This window comes from Streptomyces sp. KL109B (assembly GCF_030766935.1).
Taxonomy (GTDB): Bacteria; Actinomycetota; Actinomycetes; order Streptomycetales; family Streptomycetaceae; genus Streptomyces.
Genome location: NZ_JASERL010000007.1, coordinates 115861 through 135337 on the forward strand (window position 1 = coordinate 115861; position 19477 = coordinate 135337).

A 19477-nucleotide genomic window follows, 5' to 3' on the forward strand; every position below is an offset into this window, starting at 1 on the left:
CGGCACACCTGACCTCGCACGGATTGCAGCAACCATGGCAGCTGACAGCACTCCGGCGCTCGTGCGGGACGCGGATGCGCAAGCCGACGGCGACCCGGCTTCGGCCGGGCCGCCGTCGGCCGCCCGCGGCCCACGGGCCCGAAACACCAAGGCGTACGTCCAGTACGCGCTCGCGAAGATCGGCGGCGCGGTCGTCTCCCTCTTCGCCGTCCTCGTCACCAGCTTCTTCCTCTTCCGTCTCATCCCGGCCGACCCGGTCAAGCAGATGACCGGCGGCCGCAAGGTGTCGTCCGAGCAACTGGCGAACCTGCGCCACCAGTACGGCCTCGACCAGCCGATGTGGAAGCAGTTCACGTCGTACATCGGGGACGCGCTCTCCGGTGACTTCGGGAACTCGTTCCAGTTCCACACCCCGGTCATGGGCAAGATCCTCGACGCGCTCCCGGCGACGCTGCTGCTGACCGGCACGGCGTACGTCCTGTACTCGGCGCTCGGCCTCTGGCTCGGCACGCGCACGGCGTGGCGCAACGGCTCGCGCAGCGACCGCTTCAACACGGCCTTCGCGCTGACCCTGTACTCGGTCCCGTCGTTCTGGCTGGGCCTGCTCCTCATCATCATCTTCGCCGTCGGCATCGGGCCGATCCCCGGCATGTTCCCGACGGGCGGGCTCGAATCCGGCGGCGAGACCGGGTTCGCGTACATCATCGATGTCGCGCACCATCTGATCCTGCCCGTCATCACGCTCGTCGCGGTCGGCTACGCGCAGACGCTGCTCGTCATGCGCTCCTCGCTGCTCGACGAGATGGGCAGCGACTATCTGACGACCGCGCGGGCCAAGGGACTTCGGGACGACACCGTGCGCCGCAAGCACGCGGTGCCGAACGCGATGCTGCCGACGTTCACGCTGATGTTCGTGAACCTCGGGCAGGTGGTCGCCGGGCAGATCCTCGTTGAGACGGTCTTCTCGTGGCCGGGGCTCGGCGGGCTCTTCTACCAGGCCCTGTCCGTTCCCGATCTCCCGCTCGTCCAGGGCCTGTTCTTCGTCTTCGCCACCGCGGTGATCCTCGCGAACACCCTCGCCGACATCCTGTATCCGCTGCTCGACCCGAGGGTGGGCCGATGACGACGACCGACACCACCGCGCCCGCGAAGGCGCCCACCGCGCGCTCCCTCGCGCGCGCCCGCAAGCGGCAGTCCCTGGCCCGCTTCTGGAAGTCCTACCGCGCGCACCGCAGCGGCCTGTGGGGGCTCGGGCTGCTGATCCTGATCGCGCTCATCGCGCTGTTCGCGCCGGTTCTGGTCGGCGAGGACTCGCAGAGCGTGACCGACGCGCCCGGCGGCCCGCTCGAAGGGCCCAGCGGCGAATTCCCGCTGGGCACCGACCAGTTCGGCCGCAGCGTCCTCGCCCTCGTGGTGTACGGGGCGCGGGTCTCGCTCACCGTGGGCCTGCTGGCCGCGTTCCTGTGCGTGGCGATCGGCACGGTCATCGGGATCGTCGCCGGCCACTTCCGCGGCTGGTACTCGACCGTGCTGATGCGGATCACCGACTGGTTCCTCGTCATGCCGACGCTGGTCCTCGCCATCGCGCTCGCGACGGTCATGGACCGCTCGATGTGGACGGTCATCATCGCGATCGGCGTCACGACCTGGCCGACCACGGCCCGCCTGGTGCGCGCCCAGACCCTCTCGGTCGAGGCCCGCCCGTACATCGAGCGGGCGCGGGCCCTCGGCGGCAGCCACAGCCACGTCATGACGCGGCACGTGCTGCCGAACGTGATGCCGCTGGTCCTCGCCCAGACCACCATGATCATCTCGTCCGCGATCCTGACCGAGGCGACGCTGGCCTTCCTCGGCCTGTCCGACCCGACGGTCACCTCCTGGGGCGGCATGCTCCAGGACGCGCGCGAGGCGGGCGCGGTCAGCGCGGGCGACTGGTGGTACCTGGCACCGCCCGGCATCGCCATCGCGATCGTCGCGCTCTCCTTCACGCTGTGCGGCCGCGCGGTGGAGTCCGTCCTCAACCCGAAGCTGGGGGCCCGCTCATGACTCAGCCTCAGACATTGCTCGACGTACGGGACCTCACCGTGACGTACGCCGGTGGGGCCGAGGCCGTCCGCGGCGTGAACCTGTCCCTCGAAGCGGGCCAGAAGCTCGGCATCGCGGGCGAGTCCGGCTGCGGAAAGTCGACACTCGCGCTCGCCCTCCTGCGCCTCCTCCCCAAGGACGCCAAGGTCACCGGCGAGATCCTGCTGAACGGCGAGGACGTCCTCGCCATGAAGTGGGGCCGGGTGCGGGCCGTCCGCTGGGCGGGCGCCTCGATCGTCTTCCAGGGCGCGATGCACTCGCTGAACGCGGTGCACCGCGTCGGCGACCAGATCGCCGAGCCGATCCTCCTGCACAAGAAGGCGACGCAGGAGGGCGCGAAGAAGAAGGTCGGCGAGCTCCTCGAACACGTAGGGCTCCCGGCCGCCCGCGCCAACGCCTACCCGCACGAGCTCTCCGGCGGCCAGCGCCAGCGCGTGATGATCGCGATGGCGCTCGCCTGCGAGCCGGACCTGATCATCGCCGACGAGCCGACGACGGCCCTCGACGTGATGATCCAGGCCCAGATCCTGCGCCTGATCGAGCAGTTGGTGGCCGAGGACAACCTCGGCCTCGTCATGATCAGCCACGACCTGGCGGTCCTCTCCGACACCTGCGACCGGCTCGCGGTGATGTACGCGGGCCGCGTCGTCGAGGAGGGCCCGGCCCTCAAGGTGTACGAGGACGCCGAGCACCCCTACGCGAAGGCGCTGTCCGCCGCCTTCCCCACCATCGGCGACCCGGCCTCCCGGTTCGCGCCGCGCGGACTGCCCGGCGACCCGCCGGACCCGTCGGCGCTGCCGTCCGGCTGCACGTTCCACCCGCGCTGCCCGGTGGCGCTCGACGCGTGTGCGAGCGAGGACCAGGTGCTGCGGGTGGCGGGCCCGGAGCGGCGGGCGGCGTGCGTGCACGTGGGCTCAAGTGACGCCTTGGGCAAGGAAGTCGAAGCAAGGAGCACCACGGCATGACGACGGAAACGCTGCACGAGCCCGAGGCACCCCGGACGGCTCGTCCCCTGCTCAGCGCCGACCAACTGCACGTCACGTTCCCCGGCAGGCGCGGCGCGGCGGACGCGCGGGCCGTGGACGGCGTCGACCTGGACATCGCGCCGGGCGAGATCGTGGCGCTCGTCGGCGAGTCCGGCTGCGGCAAGACGAGCCTGGCGCGCACCCTGCTCGGCCTGGAGAAGCCGACGTCGGGGGCGGTCACCTTCGCCGGGAAGCCGCTCGACTACGCCTCCCGCGCCCTCAAGTCGTACCGCAAACGCGTCCAGTTGGTCCTCCAGGACCCGAGCGGCTCCCTCAACCCCCGGCACACCGTGTACGACGCGGTGGCCGAGGGCCTGCGCATCCACGGCTACGCGGGCGACGAACGCGAGGCCGTCACGAACGCCCTCTCCCGCGCGGGACTGCGACCCCCCGAGCGCTTCTTCCTGCGCTACCCGCACGAGCTGTCGGGCGGCCAGCGCCAGCGCGTCGTGATCGCGGGCGCGCTCGTCCTCGACCCCGAACTCATCGTCGCGGACGAGCCGGTGGCGTCCCTGGACGCGTCCGTACGCGGCGAGATCCTCGCCCTGCTGCTGCGCCTGCGCGACGAGTTGGGCCTGTCCGCGCTCGTCGTCACCCACGACCTCGGCCTCGCCTGGAACATCGCGGACCGGGTCGCGGTGATGTACCTGGGCCGGATCGTGGAGACGGGGCGGGTGGAGGACGTCCTGACCGCGCCCCAACACCCGTACACGCAGGCCCTGTTGTCGGTCCTCCCGGAGGCGGAGGGCGATCCGGTGGTCCTCACGGGCGAGCCCCCGGACCCGTCCCGTATCCCGGGCGGCTGCCGCTTCCACGCCCGCTGCCAGGTCCTGGCGGACGGCCGGGCGGAGGAGGCGGGGGTCGCCGACAAGTGCCGGACGGTGGACCTGCCGGTGCTGTCGGGGGCGGCGACGTCACAGGTGGCGTGCCATTGGGCGACGGCCGGGGCGGCGAACTCCGGCCGCGCCCGCTGAGCGATGTGCCAGCTCGGAATCATGTCGCAGTTGTACGTATAACTGCGACACTATTCCGAGCCGGGTCCACGCCTCGACCGCTCAGCCGTACATGCCCGGCACGTAGTCACCGGCGGGCTGCTGGGTCATGACGTTGAACCGGTTGAAGGTGTTGATCATCGCGATGCAGCCGACCAGCGCTCCGAGCTGCGTCTCGTCGTAGTGCTTGGCGGCCTTCTCCCACACCTCGTCGGAGACACCGGCGCTGTCGGCGATCCGGGTGCCGGCCTCGGTCAGCTCCAGGGCGGCCTTCTCGGCCTCCGTGAAGACCTTGGCCTCGCGCCAGGCGGCGACCAGGGCGAGCCGGACGGCCGTCTCACCGGCCGCGGCGGCGTCCTTGACGTGCATGTCGAGGCAGCCCGAGCAGCCGTTGATCTGGCTGGCCCGGATCTTGACCAGCTCCAGGGTCGCGGCCGGCACACCGATGTCCTCCGCGGCCTTCCCCGCGGCGATGACGTGCTTGAGGACCTTGCCGAGGGCCGGGTTGGTGAAGAGGTCGAGTCGCGGTTCCATGAGGGGCTCCTTCGCGCTCCGCGGTAAGTGGTTACACCCCCATGACGGAGCGGCCCGCCCGCGTGTGACAGACCCAGAAGTGACCTGCGTCACCTCTGTGTGGCTCAGGCCCCGGTCGTCTCGACGAGCTCCCGCGCCCGCTTCACGTCGTCCGCGATCGCGGCGACCAGCTCGTCCAGCGACTCGAACTTCGCCATCCCGCGCACGAACGCGAGGAAGTCCACGGCCACGTGCAGCCCGTACAGATCGAGCCCGACGCGGTCGATGGCGTACGCCTCGACGGTCCGCTCGGTCCCGTCGAACTGGGGGTTCGTGCCGACGGAGATCGCGGCGGGCATCGACTCGCCGTTCGCGTGCAGCCACCCGGCGTAGACGCCGTCGGCGGGGACGGCGGTGTGCGGCAGCACCTCCACGTTCGCCGTGGGGAAGCCGAGCTCGCGGCCGCGCTGCGCGCCGCGCACGACGACGCCCTCGACGCGGTGCGGGCGGCCGAGGATCTCGGAGGCGCCCTCGACATCGCCCTCGGCGACGAGATTGCGGGTCAGCGTCGACGAGAACGGGGCGCCGCCACCGGCCTTCCCGCTCACCTTGAGGTCGATGACCTCGACCTCGAAGTCGTACGTGCCGCCCTGCTCGACGAGGAAGTCGACAGTGCCCGCGGCCTTGTGCCCGAAGCGGAAGTTGGGGCCCTCGACGACCACGCGCGCGTGCAGCTTGTCGACGAGCACCTTCGCCACGAACTCGGCGGGCGACAGCTTCGAGAACTCGGTGGTGAACGGCAGGATCAGCACCGCGTCCACGCCGAGCTCGGCCATCAGTTCGGCACGGCGGTGGTGCGGGGCGAGCAGCGGCGGGTGCGAGCCGGGCCGCACGACCTCGCTGGGGTGCGGGTCGAAGGTGACCACGACGGCCGGGATGCCGAGCTCACGCGCCCGCTCCACGGCCCGCCCGATGATCAACTGGTGTCCGCGATGCACCCCGTCGTAGGAGCCGATGGTGACGACGCTGCGCCCCCAGTCCTGGGGGATGTCCTCCAAGCCACGCCAGCGCTGCACGGTGATTGCCCCTCGCAAACCTGTGTACGACCGTTACGTCTCGCTATCGAATACGCAGGTCTAAGAGTGCCATGCCGACCGCCCGCGCTTCGCATCGGGCGGCCCCGTCAGGACGGGACAGGGCCTACGCCGACACCCGCGCCCCGGCCAGGCTCTCGATCATCCGCCGGGAGCTGGGTCCGACCAGCGCGGCCCACTCCCGGGGCGCCGCCGCGAGCCACCGCGCGAGGAGTCCGGCGAACCCCGGCACGGTCCGCGAGAGCTCGACCAGGCCCCGGTCGAAGCGGGCCGCGCCCTCCGGCGTCCGCACGAGCAGCGTGCCCGTGCGGTGCACCAGGTCCCGCGTCCCGGCCTGCCCGCGCCGCACCGCGTCCCGCGCGGCGGCGCACAGCAGCGCGTCCAGCACGCCGGGGTCCCGCTCCTCCTCCAGGAGTACGTCGAGCAGCTCGGCCCGCAGCGCCCGTGAGGCCGCCGTGCCGGGGGCGGCGAGCACCGGCGCGAGCGCGCACCGGACGACCGGTGGCCGCTCCGCCAGCAGCCCCACGACCAGCGGAAACAGCACGGCCCGCGCCCCGTCCCCACGTTCGAGGCCCCGCTCGACGAATTCGGCCACGTGCCCAGCGGCCGCATCCGGCCACTCCTCCGCGAGCCCCCGCACCAGCTCGGCGGCGCGCCTGGCGAGCGGCGGATCGCCCAGCCCGGCGAGGGTCCGCAGGATGTCGCCGAGGCCGGGCCCCGGCTCCCGCAGCCGCGCCTGGAACGCCGCGAACACGGGTTCCGGGTGGGTGGCGAAGGCCGGCGCGAGCGCGCCCGCGGTCACCTGGGCATCGCCCGCCGCGAACCGTTCCAGGGCCCGCACCAGATACCCGGGCCGCGACTCCGGATCCCGTACGAGGAGAGTGAGCGCGGCGCCGTGCACCGCACGGTCCGAGGGCCGCTCCAGCAACGCGAGCGCGGCATACCGCAACAGCTCCCGGTCCGCCGCGCCGCCGACCCGCGGCGCGACCCGCACCCCGTACACGGCGGCGGCCACCCTGCGCCCCGGCCGCTCGTCGTGGGCCCACCGGTCGACGGCCCGGCACAGGGCGCCCGGCTCCTCATCGGCCAACGTGGCGAGCAGTTCGTCGGCGAGCGGGTGCGCACAGTCGACGAGCGCCTCGGTCAGCCCGTCCAGATCCCGGTGCCGATGCGTGTACAGCAAGGCCTGCGCGGCATCGGCGACGGTGGCGTCGGGCAGCGCGGGCAACGCCCGCTCGTCGTCGAACCACCGGGTGAGCCGCCCCTGCACCCGCCGCGGCTCGGCGACCAGCGCCTCGGCGACAACATCCAGACACCGCCCACCCACCTCACCCCCGTCATGCACCACGGCCCGCCGCAACCACTCGAACCGCATGTCGTCATCCACGGCGATCCGCATCCAAAACGCCCCACCAAACCCACCCCACCCCGCCACCCCATCAACCACCCCCGCATACACCCCCACATCCCCCACCCTCACCAACACCCCCCACACCAACTCCCGCGCCCACCACACCGCCTCCGCCACCGGGTGACCACGCCCCTTCAACCCCCTGCCCTCCCCCAGCGGGTAACTGGGGCCTTTCAAGCCCCTGCGGCGATTGAGCAGCGGGGTTTGGGGCAGCGCCCCAACACCCCCGTCGCAGGCCGAACCTTCATCAGGCGCCACCCCCACCCACGGCAACAACTCCCGCAACCACCCCTCCAGCTCGGCGCAGCCACCTTGCCGCTCCACCAACAACAACGCCCGCACCACCGGCCCCACCCGATGCCTCGGCACGGGAACCACACCCGAACCCGCCCCCGACCCCCCGTCCCGCCGAAACACCAACACCTCCAACGCCGCCCCCACGTCCAAGTGCATCCCCTGCACCCAGTCCGCCACCTCCTCGTGCGCGAACCGGTACCCACCCCCCGCCGGCACCAGCACCCCCTCCGCCAGCGCCGCCGACGCCCACCCCGAAACCCCGTCCCGCACCCCCCACGGGAACAGCTCCTCGAACGACTCCCGGTCCAACTCCCCCTGCCCTGGCCCGAGACTGCGCCGCGCCGCCTCGTGCACCTGCCCCGCCACCCGCGCCGCGAGCCTGCGCACCCCACTCCCGCGCACCCCGCTCCCCGCCGCCAACCGCACCGCGACCCGCAGGCACATCAGGTCCAGATACGCCCCGAAGATCTCGTCCCGGTCGGGGCACCCGGCCACACCCCCTGGCAGCGCCGCCCGCACCTCGCTCAGCAGCCGCAACGACAGCGGATGCCCGGCCTCCCGCTCCGCGAGCGCCCCCTCCGGCACCCCGAACCGCTCCCGCGCCCGCCGCGCCGCCTCCCCCACCAGATCCCCGATCCGTACGCACGCGGGGAACGAACCACCCGGCCCGCTCCCACCCGGTCCGCCCACCCGCCCGTACAGAACGCCCTCCCCGAACATCGCCCCCGCCTGCTCCCAGTACCCGCCACGGCACGCCACCACCAGCCGCACCCCGCACGCCGCGAGCCACCTCTCGGTCCCCCGGGACCAGCCCTCAAGGCGGTGCGCGAGCACGGGCGGCATCTCCTCGGGCCCGTCGAGCAACAGCACGAGCGGCCGCCCGGCCTCCCTGGCCACCTCGGCGATCCGCTCGGCGGAGACATCCCCCACGCCACCGCGCCCCTCGCCCCCGGACGCCGCGACGATCCGCCCCGCCCGCTCCAGGGCCCGCCCCACGGCCTGCGCCACCGACGCGTCGTCCTCGCCCAGATCCGCGCCCCGCAACCACAGCGTGGGAGCCGCCCCGTCACCCCTGGCCCGCCGCGCGGCAAACGCGGCCAGCTCCGTGGTCCGACCGCACCCCGGCTCCCCGACCAAGGCCAGCACCCGCGCCGAACCACGCGTAAAGGAGTCCAACTCCCGCACCACATCGGGCCGTTCGACCGGCTCCGGCCACCCCTCACCGCCCGGCCCGTCGCTCCCCACGGAGATCCCGCCCAGCTGCAGCACCCCACCGAGATTCAGCTCGTCCCCGTACGCGGGCACGGTCTCGGCATTGCGCGCCAGCAGCTCGGCCAGCACCTCGCCCCCGCGCCCGCCGGCCGCCGCCACCGCCCGCAGCGGCACCGCGACCCCGGCCGCCCGGTGCCCGGCCCGCAGCGCCGTACCGAGCACCCCCACCACGGCCCCCGTACGCGCGTCGAGCACCGGCCCACCGGCCGCCCCGCCCCCCACACGCAGCGCGTCCGCCCCGTCCGTACCGACGGCCAACTCCAGGGCGCCGTCGAGGAGATGAACGCGGTCCCCGGTCTCGTACGCGACCGGGGACCGCCCCAGCACCCGCGCCTCACGCCACCCGCCCGCCGCGATCCGGACGTACGCCCCGGCCGCCACCACCCCCGACGCCGCCACCGGCAGCGGCACCGCGCCGAGCCCCTGCGCGCACACCAACGCCAGGTCCGCCTCGGGAAGTTCGACGATCGACTCGGGGCCCACCACACATGTCACGCCGCCTGGGCCGTGCACCACCAGGCGTCCGAGCCCGTCCACCGCCTCGTGGCTGGTGACGACCGTCCCGCGGTCGTCCGCGGCGAATCCCGCGCCGCGCGGCCGCCCGGCCAGATCACAGATCCGTACCAGCGGCGGATCCACCATGCCCGGACCCTCCCGCCGCTCTCCACCGCTCCCCGTACCTTCGAAACCCTCGAAGCATCTCTTCGACGCATCTCTTCGACGGTAGGCGCGAGTTGATCAGCGGAACAGCGCCCGAGACGAACGCGCCCCCTTGCGCTCCCCCGATTCACTCCGAGCGCCCGCTCGAAGGGGTGAAGTGAACGGGCGTAATGGATACACCCTTGAGAGGGGGAGGGTGGGGGGAACGTGGAGCGGCGGCCACCCAGAGACCGGAACCCGCCGCTCCACCAAAATCGGCCGAAGACGTCAGCCGAAGACGGCGAGGCTCTTCGCCTTGCCCTTCAACTCCTCGACGAGCGCCAGGAATTGGCCTCCAGGCCCGAACACGGCGACAGGACCGGCCCCCGCGTACTCCTCGGGCATCTCCAGGCGCACGCCGTTGAGCAGCAGCTTCCCGCGCCGCTCGTCGACGTCCCAGCGCGGGAACGCGGCAGCGGCGGCCTCGGCCACCGGCATCACGGTCAGCTCCTCCTGGAGCTGGTCCAGGGTCCGCGCGCTGTCGAGCTTGTACGGGCCGACGCGCGTGCGCCGCAGCGCCGTCAGGTGCCCGCCGACACCCAGCGAGGCGCCCAGGTCACGGGCGAGCGCCCTGATGTACGTACCGGACGAGCAGACCACGGAGACGACCAGGTCGAGAACCGGCGTGCCGTCCTCGGCGACCGCGTCCCTGACGTCGTACACGGCGAAGGACGAGACGGTCACCGGGCGCGCCGGGATCTCGAACTCCTCGCCCTCGCGGGCCCGCTTGTAGCTCCGGACACCATTGATCTTGATGGCGCTGACCTTCGACGGCACCTGCATGATGTCGCCGCTCAGCTCGGCGATGCCCGCGTCGATGGCCTCGCGCTTGACCGCGGACGCGTCGCTGGAGGACGTGATCTCGCCCTCCGCGTCGTCCGTGAGCGTGTTCTGCCCGAGCCGGATCGTGCCCAGGTACTCCTTCTCGGTCAGCGCGAGGTGGCCGAGGAGCTTGGTGGCGCGCTCGACGCCGAGCACGAGGACACCCGTCGCCATCGGGTCGAGGGTGCCCGCGTGGCCGACCTTGCGGGTCTTGGCGATCCCGCGCATCTTGGCCACGACGTCGTGCGAAGTGAAGCCCGACGGCTTGTCGACGATGACAAGTCCGTCGGGCGGTGGGGTGCGGTCGGACATGCTCAGGCGTCGCCGTCCTTCTCGGGAGCGTCGTCTGCCGCGTCCTCGGCGTCCTCGGGCTTCCTGTACGGGTCCGCGCCGCCGGCGAACTCGGCGCCCGCGGACGCCTCCCGCACCTGGGCGTCGGACTGCCGGGCCCGGTCGAGGAGGTCCTCGATGGTGCGGGCGTTCTCCGGCAGGGCGTCCGCGACGAAGGCCAGGGTCGGCGTGAACTTCACGCCGGCCGCCTGACCGACCGCCGAGCGCAGGATGCCCTTGGCGCTCTCCAGGCCGGCGGCCGCGGCCGCCCGCTCCTCGTCGTCCCCGTACACCGTGTAGAAGACGGTCGCCTCCCGCAGGTCCCCCGTGACACGGGTGTCCGTGATGGTGACGTGCGAGCCGAGCCGCGGGTCCTTGATCCCACGCTGCAGCTTCTGCGCCACCACCTCTCGGATGAGGTCCGCCAGCCTCTTGGCGCGCGCGTTGTCGGCCACTGGTCCGTCTCCTTTTAAGTGCCTACTTGCTTGTGCTTCAGTCTTCGTCGCTGTGGAGCCTGCGTCGAACCGAGAGCAGTTCCACCTCGGGCCGCCCGGCGACGAGCCGCTCGCAGCGGTCCAGTACGTCGCTCAGGTGGCCGGTGTCCCCCGAGACCACCGCGAGCCCGATCTCGGCCCTGCGGTGGAGGTTCTGGTTGCCCGTCTCGGCGACGCTCACCGCGTACTTGCGATGCAGCTCGGCCACGATCGGACGGACGAGGGAGCGTTTCTCCTTCAGCGAGTGGACGTCGCCGAGGAGCAGATCGAAGGACAGAGTCCCCACATACATGTGTGTATCCGGATGTCCCGCCGGTCCGGGTTCGTATGGGCGGCCGCTTCCGGCCACCGATACGGGAACGGTACACGCAACGGCCGGGGCCGATCGACGGGAATTCCCAGAGGGAAATGCAGTCCCGTCGACCGGCCCCGATCATTGACGCTCAGGTCAGACGCGCGGCTTCTCGCGCATCTCGTACGTCGCGATGACGTCGTCGACCTTGATGTCGTTGAAGTTGCCGAGGTTGATACCGCCCTCGAACCCTTCGCGGATCTCGGTGACGTCGTCCTTGAAGCGACGCAGGCCCACGATGTTGAGGCTCTCCGCGATGACCTTGCCATCGCGCAGGAGCCGCGCCTTCGTGTTGCGCTTGACCTCGCCGGAGCGGATGAGCACACCCGCGATGTTGCCCAGCTTGGACGACTTGAAGATCTCGCGGATCTCCGCCGTGCCGAGCTCGACCTCCTCGTACTCCGGCTTGAGCATGCCCTTGAGGGCCGCCTCGATCTCCTCGATGGCCTGGTAGATCACCGAGTAGTACCGGACGTCGACACCCTCGCGCTCGGCCATCTGCGCCGCGCGGCCGGCCGCACGGACGTTGAAGCCGATGACGATGGCGTCCGAGCCCATGGCCAGGTCGATGTCCGACTCCGTGACCGCACCGACGCCGCGGTGCAGGACGCGGATGTCGACCTCTTCGCCGACGTCCAGCTGGAGCAGGGAGGACTCGAGGGCCTCGACGGAACCAGAAGCGTCACCCTTGATGATGAGGTTGAGCTGCTGGACCTCGCCGGCCTTGAGCACCTTGTCCAGGTCCTCGAGGGAGACACGGCGCACGCGCTTGGCGAAGGCCGCGTTCCGCTCGCGGGCGGCACGCTTCTCGGCGATCTGACGGGCCGTACGGTCCTCGTCGACCACCAGGAAGTTGTCGCCGGCGCCCGGGACGTTGGTGAGACCGAGCACGAGGACCGGGGTCGAGGGACCCGCCTCCTGCACGTTCTCGCCCTTGTCGTCGAGCAGGGCACGGACACGGCCGTAGGCGTCGCCCGCGACCAGCGTGTCACCGACACGGAGCGTGCCTCGCTGGACGAGGACGGTCGCGACGGCACCGCGGCCCTTGTCGAGGTGGGCCTCGATCGCAATACCCTGCGCGTCCTGCTCGGGGTTGGCCCGCAGGTCGAGCGAGGCGTCCGCGGTCAGGACCACGGCCTCGAGGAGGCTGTCGATGTTCTCGCCCTGCTTGGCCGAGATGTCGACGAACATGGTCTCGCCGCCGTACTCCTCGGCGACCAGGCCGTACTCGGTCAGCTGACCGCGCACCTTGGTCGGGTCGGCACCCTCGACGTCGATCTTGTTGACCGCGACGACGATCGGGACCTCGGCGGCCTTGGCGTGGTTCAGCGCCTCGATCGTCTGCGGCATGACGCCGTCGTTGGCCGCGACCACGAGGATCGCGATGTCCGTCGACTTCGCACCACGGGCACGCATGGCGGTGAACGCCTCGTGACCCGGGGTGTCGATGAAGGTGATCGCGCGCTCTTCACCGTTGACCTCGGTGCCCACCTGGTAGGCGCCGATGTGCTGGGTGATGCCGCCGGCCTCGCCCGCGATGACGTTCGTCTTGCGGATCGCGTCCAGCAGTCGCGTCTTACCGTGGTCGACGTGACCCATGACGGTCACGACCGGCGGACGCGCCATGAGGGCCTCTTCGCCGCCCTCGTCCTCGCCGAACTCGATGTCGAAGGACTCGAGCAGCTCGCGGTCCTCCTCCTCGGGGGAGACGATCTCGACCGCGTAGTTCATCTCGTCACCGAGAAGCTGCAGCGTCTCGTCGGAGACCGACTGCGTGGCCGTGACCATCTCGCCGAGGTTCAGCATGACCGCGACGAGCGACGCCGGGTTGGCGTTGATCTTCTCCGCGAAGTCGGTGAGCGAGGCACCGCGCGACAGACGCACCGTGGCGCCGTTGCCGCGAGGCAGCATCACACCGCCGACCGACGGGGCCTGCATGGCCTCGTACTCCTGGCGCCTCTGCCGCTTCGACTTGCGACCGCGACGCGCCGGACCGCCGGGACGACCGAAGGCGCCCTGCGTGCCACCGCGACCACCCGGACCACCGGGACGGCCACCGAAACCGGGACGACCGCCGAAGCCGGGACGACCGCCACCGCCGCCGCCCGGACCGCCGGGACGACCCGCGAAGCCGCCGCCACCGCCGCCGCCGGGACGACCCGCGAAGCCGGGACGACCGCCACCGCCGCCGCCCGGACGACCGCCGCCGCCGGGACCGCGACCGCCGCCACCGGGACCCGGACGCGGGCCCGCGGCGGGACGCTGCGGCATCATGCCGGGGTTCGGACGGTTGCCGCCGCCGGGACGCGGGCCCGCGGCGCCGCCGCCACCCTGACCCTGCGGACGCGGCATGTTGCCGGGGCTCGGACGGTTGCCGCCCGGAGCCTGCGGACGGGGACCGCCCTGACCGCCCTGCGGACGCGGACCCGCACCCTGGCCGCCCTGGCCACCGCCGGGACGCGGGGCGCCGCCCGGACGGGGCGCCTGCGGGCGCGCCATGCCGGTGGAGCCACCAGAGGTGAAGGGGTTGTTGCCCGGACGCGGGCCCGAGGGACGCGCGCCACCGGGACGCTGGCCCTGGCCACCCTGGCCACCCTGGCCGCCGGGACGCGGGGCGCCCTGACGGTCACCGCGCTGGCCCTGACCCTGGCCACCCTGACCGGGAGCCGGACGGCCACCGGGCTTCGGGGCGCCGGGGCGCGGCCCTGCCTGGCCGGGCTTCGGGGCCGCGGGGGCCTGCGAAGACGCGGCCGGGGCCTGGAACTCCGGGGCGCTCGGCGCCGGGGAAGCGGGCTTCGGGGCCGGCTTCGGACCGGGCGTCGGACGCGGGCCGGGGGTCGGCGCCGCGGGCTTCTCCGCAGCGGGCGCAGCGGGCTTCTCCGCGGCGGGCTTCGGCGCCGGAGCGGCCGGACCCGGGCGCGGGGCGGCCGGCTTGGCGGCCTGCGCGGGAGAGGGGGAGGGGGAAGGCTTGGGGGCCGCCGGCTTGGCAGCCGCCGGAGCAGCCTTCTTGGGCGCGGCCTTCTTGGCGGCGCCATTGGTGCCCTGGTTCAGGGCGTCAGTCAACTTGCGTACTACCGGCGCCTCGATCGTCGAGGACGCCGAACGTACGAATTCACCGAGTTCTTGGAGCTTGGCCATGACGACCTTGCTCTCTACACCGAACTCCTTGGCGAGTTCGTATACCCGGACCTTAGCCACTTCGCTCCTTTTAGGTCCGGGTTACGCCGGACCGTCGCTACTTCATGGGCGTACTCATCGCGTACTCATCGAGTGCTCATCGCAATCTCGACCTACTTCCAACTCGCGAGGTACCAGGGCCGCACGGCTTTTCCGTACGGCGCTTCTTACGGTGTCGCCTGCTCGACGCGGTGGCGCAGGGCCGCCGTGTCGAACGGTCCAGGGGCCCGATAAGCCCTCTGGAACGCCCGGCGGCGGACCGCCAGGTCAAGACAGGCCAGGGCGGGATGCACATACGCACCCCGGCCGGGCAGCGTACCGCGATCATCGGGGACACATTGGCCCTCGATCACAACGATCCGCAGCAGTTCACGCTTGGCCGCTCGCTCCCGGCATCCCACGCAGGTTCGCTCAGGGCATGCGCGGGCATGCGTCCGACCAGACACGCTTAAGTCTACCTCCCCGTACCGACCTCACCCCTTTGGGGGAAAGATCGAACGGCTGGTTCGTCACTGTCTTCGTCACATACTGTCGTGATCCAAGCGCTGAGCGCTCGGATTTATTCCCCGTCGGGAGAACCCTCGTGGGAACCCTCGCCGGCGCCGCCCTGATCGGTGTCCGGGCGGATGTCGATGCGCCAGCCGGTGAGCCGGGCCGCGAGCCGGGCGTTCTGCCCTTCCTTGCCGATGGCGAGGGAGAGCTGGTAGTCCGGCACCGTCACGCGGGCCGAGCGGGCGGTGAGGTCCACGATCTCGACCTTGGAGACGCGGGCCGGGGACAGCGCGTTGGCCACCATCTCGGCCGGGTCCTCGGACCAGTCGACGATGTCGATCTTCTCGCCGTTCAGCTCACCCATGACATTGCGCACACGCCCGCCCATGGGGCCGATGCAGGCTCCCTTGGCGTTGAGCCCGCTGCGCGTCGAGCGCACCGCGATCTTCGTACGGTGTCCCGCCTCGCGGGCGATGGCGGAGATCTCGACGGAGCCGTCGGCGATCTCCGGCACCTCCAGCGCGAAGAGCTTCTTCACGAGGTTCGGGTGCGTACGGGAGAGGGTCACGGAGGGGCCGCGGACGCCCTTGGCGACGCGCACGACGTACGAGCGCAGGCGCAGGCCGTGCGGGTACTCCTCGCCCGGGACCTGCTCCTGCACCGGCAGGATGGCCTCGAGCTTGCCGATGTCGACCAGCACGTTCTTCGGGTCGCGGCCCTGCTGGACCTGGCCCATCACGATGTCGCCCTCGCGGCCCGCGTACTCGCCGAGCGTCGCGTCGTCCTCGGCGTCGCGCAGCCGCTGCAGGATGACCTGCTTCGCGGTGGTCGCGGCGATCCGGCCGAAGTCGGAGGGCGTGTCGTCGAACTCGCGGGCCTCCTGGCCCTCTTCGAGGTCCGACGGGTCCTCCTTCGCCCAGACCGTGACGTGGCCGCTGTCGCGGTCGAGGCGCACGCGCGCGTGGCGGAAGCTTCCGTCGGTGCGGTGGTAGGCGATGAGGAGGGCCGATTCGATCGCCTCGACCAGCAGATCGAAGGAGATCTCCTTCTCCCGGACCAGACCCCGCAGGGCACTCATGTCGATGTCCACGGCTACGCCTCCTCTTCGTTGTCGTTGCTGTCGTTCTTGCTCTTGCGGTTGAACTCGACCTGGACGCGCGCCTTGGCGATGTCGGCGAATTCGATCCTGCGGGCGGTGGCCTTGCGGCCCTTCACGCCCGGCACTTCGAGGTCGAGACCCTCGTCGTCGACCTTGAGGATGCGCGCGACGAGCTCGCTGTCGTCGTTCAGCGTGAACTTCACGAGGCGGTCCGTGGCGCGGACGTAGTGGCGGTGCTCGCTCAGCGGCCGCTCGGCGCCGGGCGTTCCGACCTCCAGCTCGTACTCGCCCTCGCCCATGGCGTCGGCTTCGTCGAGCTTCGCCGAGAGCGCGCGGCTCACATCGGCGATCGCGTCCAGGTCCGCGCCCTCGTCGGAGTCGACGACGACGCGCAGCACACGCTTGCGTCCGACCGAGGCCACTTCGATCTCTTCGAGTTCGAGCCCCTGTGAGGTGACGAGCGGTTCCAGTAGTTCCCGCAGCCTCTCGTTCTGGGTGGTGCTCATCCGGGTGACTCCTCGGCCGCGTGTGCTGTTGTGGTTACTGACTTGTCTTTGCGCGTCAGGTCAAAGGGTATCCGGTCCAGGGGGGTGTTGCCGTCCACCCGTGCGAGGGCGACGGTACGGTGATCACGGCCACTCCCCCTTGATCGGTTCCGATCAGGATGCCGCCATCTCCGAAAGTCCGAAAGCTCTCTCACTCCTGCCTCTTGAGGACGCCCGTCGTGCCGCTGCCCCCTCTCGCCCGCTCCGGGCCACGCCGTAGGACCCTGCTCGCCTCGCTGGCCGGGGCCGCGCTGCTCACCGGCTGCTCGGGCGCCGCCGACAGCGCCGACGGCGGCAGCGGGGCGCCCGCCGCGGCGCTGGAGAAGCGGCTGCGGGAGCGGGCGGCGCGCGAGAGCGAAGACCTGCTCGCCCAGTACGACAGGGCGCTCGCGGCCCGTCCCGCGCTCGCGGCGCGGCTGAACCCGTTGCGGGCCGAGGTCGAGCGGCACGTGAAGGCGTTCGGCGGGAAGAGCCGCCGGGCGTCGGGGGCCGCGGCGCCTCCTGGCAAGGGCTCGGCTCCCGGCAAGGGCTCGGCCGCCGCTCCCGCCGCCGAGAAGGACATCCTCAAGGCGCTCTCGGTGGCCGAACAGCAGCTCTCGGACCGCCGTACGACGGCGCTCGTGGACGCGCCCGGGGAGCTGGCGCGGCTGCTGGCGTCGGTGGCGGCGGCCGGGGCGGCACACGCGTATCTGCTCTCGAAGGACAATCAGAAGTGAGCGAGAACGAACTGCTCGCGGCGGTGCAGGCGGCGCTGCGCGCCGAGCACGCGGCGGTGTACGGGTACGGGGTCGTCGGCGGCCGGATCGGTGAGGACCGCAGGTCCGAGGCGCGCGACGGGTACGACGCGCATCGCGCGCGCCGCGACGAACTGCGGCGCACGGTGCGCGATCTGGGCGGCAACCCCGAGGAGTCGGCGGGCGCCTACGCGCTGCCGTTCCCGGTGCCCGACGCCTCGGCCGCGGCGCGGCTCGCCGCGGACATCGAGAGCCGGGTCGCGGGCGCGTACTCGGATCTCGTGCGGGCGGCGAGCGGTTCGCGGCGGCGGAGCGCGGCCGACGCGCTGCGCGAGGCGGCGGTCCGTGCCGTGCGCTGGGGCGGCGGCAGCGTAGCCTTCCCTGGGCTCTCCGAACGGGCCGCGGCGCCGGCGGCATCGTCGTCGGCGGCCTCGCCATCGGAGCGGCCCAGCACGTAGGCAGAACTTGGGAAGGGAATCCCCGCGCATGGCATCCCCGCGCATGGCTTTCGAACCGCCGAAGCGGCTTGTGAACGCGCTCGGCGAGGTGCGCGACGAGGGGGCCTCGGCGTGGCTCGACCGCGTCGACACGCTGCTCGACGAGGCGGCGGCGGCGCGCGATGTGACGGTGGAGCGGGTGCACGTGCCCGGCGGACGCAGCAGTCTGGTCGCGCATGTCCGCAGGTCGGACGGGTCCCCGGCGATCCTCAAGCTGGCGCCCGAGCGCTTTCGCCCGGAGGCCGAGCGGGCGGCGCTCACGCAGTGGGACGGCTTCGGAGCGGTGCGGCTGCTCGATCCGGGGATGAACGACGGTGCGCTGCTCCTGGAGCGGCTGCATCCGGAGATCTCCGTGCGTACGTTGCCGGAGGCGAAGGCGTTGCTGGAGGCGGCGGGTACGTTGCGTCGCCTGTGGGTGGAGCCGCCGGCGGGGCGCAATTGCGAGACCGTGCCGGAGCGTACGGGGCGGCAGGCGGTGGCGATGCGGGCGACGGTGGAGTCGTTCCCGGAGGTGGCTCCGCTGATCGACGCGGCGCTTGAGACCCGGGAGTCGTTGGTGGCCGCGCCGCCCGAACTCCGTTTGCTGCACGGGACGTTCCGGCAGTCGAAGGTGTTGTCCGGGGAGCGGATGCCGTGGCTGGCGGTGGGGCCCGATCCGGTTGTCGGCGAGACGGCGTTCGACCTGTCGCGGCTGGTGCGGGACCGGGTCGAGGACCTCATCGGGTCACCGTCGGGTCCTGCGATTACGCGGCGGCGGGTGAAGCGGTTGGCGGAGTCGCTCGAGGTGGATCAGGAGCGGTTGCGGGGGTGGACGTTGTTCCGGGCGGTGGAGTCCGGGGCGAGGGCACTGCGCGTGGGGCGGCACCGGGATGGCGAGAACCTGTTGGAGTTCGCCGGGTGGCTGTAACCGGCCCCGTGGCCGACCCCCGGGGCTCCGCCCCGGACCCCGCTGCTCAATCGCCGCAGGGGCTTGAATTGCCCGGCCGTCTTGGATCGGCGCAGAAGCTCGAATCGCCCGCCCGTCTTGCATCGGCGCAGAAGCTCGAATTACCCGCCAGTGGTGGTCGGGTGGCTGCCTCGGTCGTCTCCCACCGCCCGCCCCCTCCGGGGGCGTCGGCCCGACGGGGGCCGGCCCTGGAAGGGCCATTCGCCGCCAACCACGGCTCCCCGCCCGTGGCGGTCGGCGTCACGCGCCTTGGGCACCCTGCCGCCTTGGGCACCCTGCCGCCTTGGGCGGCAGGGTGGGCAAGGCGGCGCCCGGTGCCGCGTGCCGACGCCTTGGGGCTCCGCCCCGGACGGGGCGTGAATTACGGGCACCACGCCCACGCCACGGGGCTCCGCCCCGGACCCCGCTGCTCAATCGCCGCAGGGGCTTGAATTGGCTCACCCGCCACCCGGGCCGAGTAGGCCCCGACCCGCCCAGGGGCTGAGTAGGGCCTGGCCCGCCCGGGGACCGAGCAGGCCCCGGACCGACCGGGGGCCGAGTAGGGACCAGTCCGACCGGGGGCCGAGGAGGCCCCGACCCGACCGGGGACCGAGCAGGGTTC

General features: G+C 72.2%; 17 protein-coding genes. 7 read left to right on the forward strand and 10 right to left on the reverse strand.

What is annotated here, in order from left to right; genetic code table 11:
• Nucleotides 1-34: 34 nt before the first annotated feature.
• From RBJ65_RS24180 to RBJ65_RS24195, 4 genes are read left to right on the forward strand one after another with little or no spacing between them, the layout of a single operon-like run.
• Entirely contained in the window at nt 35-1123 is a 1089-nt protein-coding gene (locus RBJ65_RS24180) for an ABC transporter permease (protein ID WP_306324221.1), read from the forward strand.
• On the forward strand, nt 1120-2046 hold the full coding sequence (locus RBJ65_RS24185; protein WP_306324222.1) for an ABC transporter permease: 927 nt from the start codon (nt 1120-1122) through the stop codon (nt 2044-2046). The genes RBJ65_RS24180 and RBJ65_RS24185 overlap by 4 nt, the downstream gene beginning before the upstream one ends.
• The gene (locus RBJ65_RS24190; protein WP_306324223.1) at nt 2043-3050 is read left to right on the forward strand and encodes an ABC transporter ATP-binding protein; all 1008 of its coding nucleotides are present in this window, start codon (nt 2043-2045) and stop codon (nt 3048-3050) included. Before RBJ65_RS24185 ends, RBJ65_RS24190 begins: the two co-directional genes overlap by 4 nt.
• Nucleotides 3047-4084 (forward strand): ABC transporter ATP-binding protein, encoded by a 1038-nt coding sequence (locus RBJ65_RS24195; RefSeq protein WP_306324224.1) that lies wholly within the window; start codon nt 3047-3049, stop codon nt 4082-4084. Before RBJ65_RS24190 ends, RBJ65_RS24195 begins: the two co-directional genes overlap by 4 nt.
• Before the next feature lie 81 nt (nt 4085-4165).
• On the opposite strand, the gene RBJ65_RS24200 is transcribed toward RBJ65_RS24195, so the two are convergent.
• The 10 genes from RBJ65_RS24200 to rimP all read right to left on the reverse strand — a co-directional run bounded on the left by RBJ65_RS24200 (nt 4166) and on the right by rimP (nt 16660).
• Complete coding sequence (locus RBJ65_RS24200) at nt 4166-4636, reverse strand: carboxymuconolactone decarboxylase family protein (protein WP_306324225.1); 471 nt, start codon at nt 4634-4636, stop codon at nt 4166-4168.
• Nucleotides 4637-4740: 104 nt separating this feature from the next.
• The gene (locus tag RBJ65_RS24205; RefSeq protein WP_306324226.1) at nt 4741-5691 is read right to left on the reverse strand and encodes a bifunctional riboflavin kinase/FAD synthetase; all 951 of its coding nucleotides are present in this window, start codon (nt 5689-5691) and stop codon (nt 4741-4743) included.
• Nucleotides 5692-5815: 124 nt separating this feature from the next.
• The gene (locus tag RBJ65_RS24210; RefSeq protein WP_306324227.1) at nt 5816-9331 is read right to left on the reverse strand and encodes a serine protease; all 3516 of its coding nucleotides are present in this window, start codon (nt 9329-9331) and stop codon (nt 5816-5818) included.
• Between the two features lie 285 nt (nt 9332-9616).
• On the reverse strand, nt 9617-10522 hold the full coding sequence (truB, locus tag RBJ65_RS24215; RefSeq protein WP_306324228.1) for a tRNA pseudouridine(55) synthase TruB: 906 nt from the start codon (nt 10520-10522) through the stop codon (nt 9617-9619).
• A 2-nt stretch (nt 10523-10524) separates the two neighbouring features.
• A complete protein-coding gene (gene rbfA, locus RBJ65_RS24220; protein WP_306324229.1) occupies nt 10525-10995 on the reverse strand; it encodes a 30S ribosome-binding factor RbfA in 471 nt (156 codons plus the stop codon).
• A gap of 37 nt (nt 10996-11032) precedes the next feature.
• Complete coding sequence (locus tag RBJ65_RS24225; RefSeq protein ID WP_306324230.1) at nt 11033-11326, reverse strand: DUF503 domain-containing protein; 294 nt, start codon at nt 11324-11326, stop codon at nt 11033-11035.
• A 156-nt stretch (nt 11327-11482) separates the two neighbouring features.
• The gene (gene infB, locus RBJ65_RS24230) at nt 11483-14584 is read right to left on the reverse strand and encodes a translation initiation factor IF-2 (RefSeq protein ID WP_306332170.1); all 3102 of its coding nucleotides are present in this window, start codon (nt 14582-14584) and stop codon (nt 11483-11485) included.
• Between the two features lie 146 nt (nt 14585-14730).
• Nucleotides 14731-15009: a YlxR family protein gene (locus RBJ65_RS24235; RefSeq protein WP_306318655.1), complete on the reverse strand. Its 279-nt coding sequence runs from the start codon at nt 15007-15009 to the stop codon at nt 14731-14733.
• A gap of 113 nt (nt 15010-15122) precedes the next feature.
• Nucleotides 15123-16145, reverse strand: a complete 1023-nt coding sequence (gene nusA / locus RBJ65_RS24240) for a transcription termination factor NusA (protein ID WP_306318656.1) — start codon at nt 16143-16145, stop codon at nt 15123-15125.
• Between the two features lie 2 nt (nt 16146-16147).
• On the reverse strand, nt 16148-16660 hold the full coding sequence (gene rimP / locus RBJ65_RS24245) for a ribosome maturation factor RimP (RefSeq protein ID WP_306318657.1): 513 nt from the start codon (nt 16658-16660) through the stop codon (nt 16148-16150).
• 218 nt (nt 16661-16878) lie between these two features.
• Here rimP and RBJ65_RS24250 point away from each other — a divergent pair, with 218 nt between their 5' ends.
• The 3 genes from RBJ65_RS24250 to RBJ65_RS24260 are packed head-to-tail and all read left to right on the forward strand — an operon-like array spanning nt 16879 to nt 18837.
• Entirely contained in the window at nt 16879-17415 is a 537-nt protein-coding gene (locus tag RBJ65_RS24250) for a hypothetical protein (RefSeq protein WP_306318658.1), read from the forward strand.
• Nucleotides 17412-17891 (forward strand): ferritin-like domain-containing protein, encoded by a 480-nt coding sequence (locus RBJ65_RS24255; protein ID WP_306318659.1) that lies wholly within the window; start codon nt 17412-17414, stop codon nt 17889-17891. The genes RBJ65_RS24250 and RBJ65_RS24255 overlap by 4 nt, the downstream gene beginning before the upstream one ends.
• A 43-nt stretch (nt 17892-17934) precedes the next feature.
• Nucleotides 17935-18837, forward strand: coding sequence for an aminoglycoside phosphotransferase family protein (locus RBJ65_RS24260; RefSeq protein WP_306318660.1), 903 nt, complete (start codon nt 17935-17937; stop codon nt 18835-18837).
• Nucleotides 18838-19477: the final 640 nt, after the last annotated feature.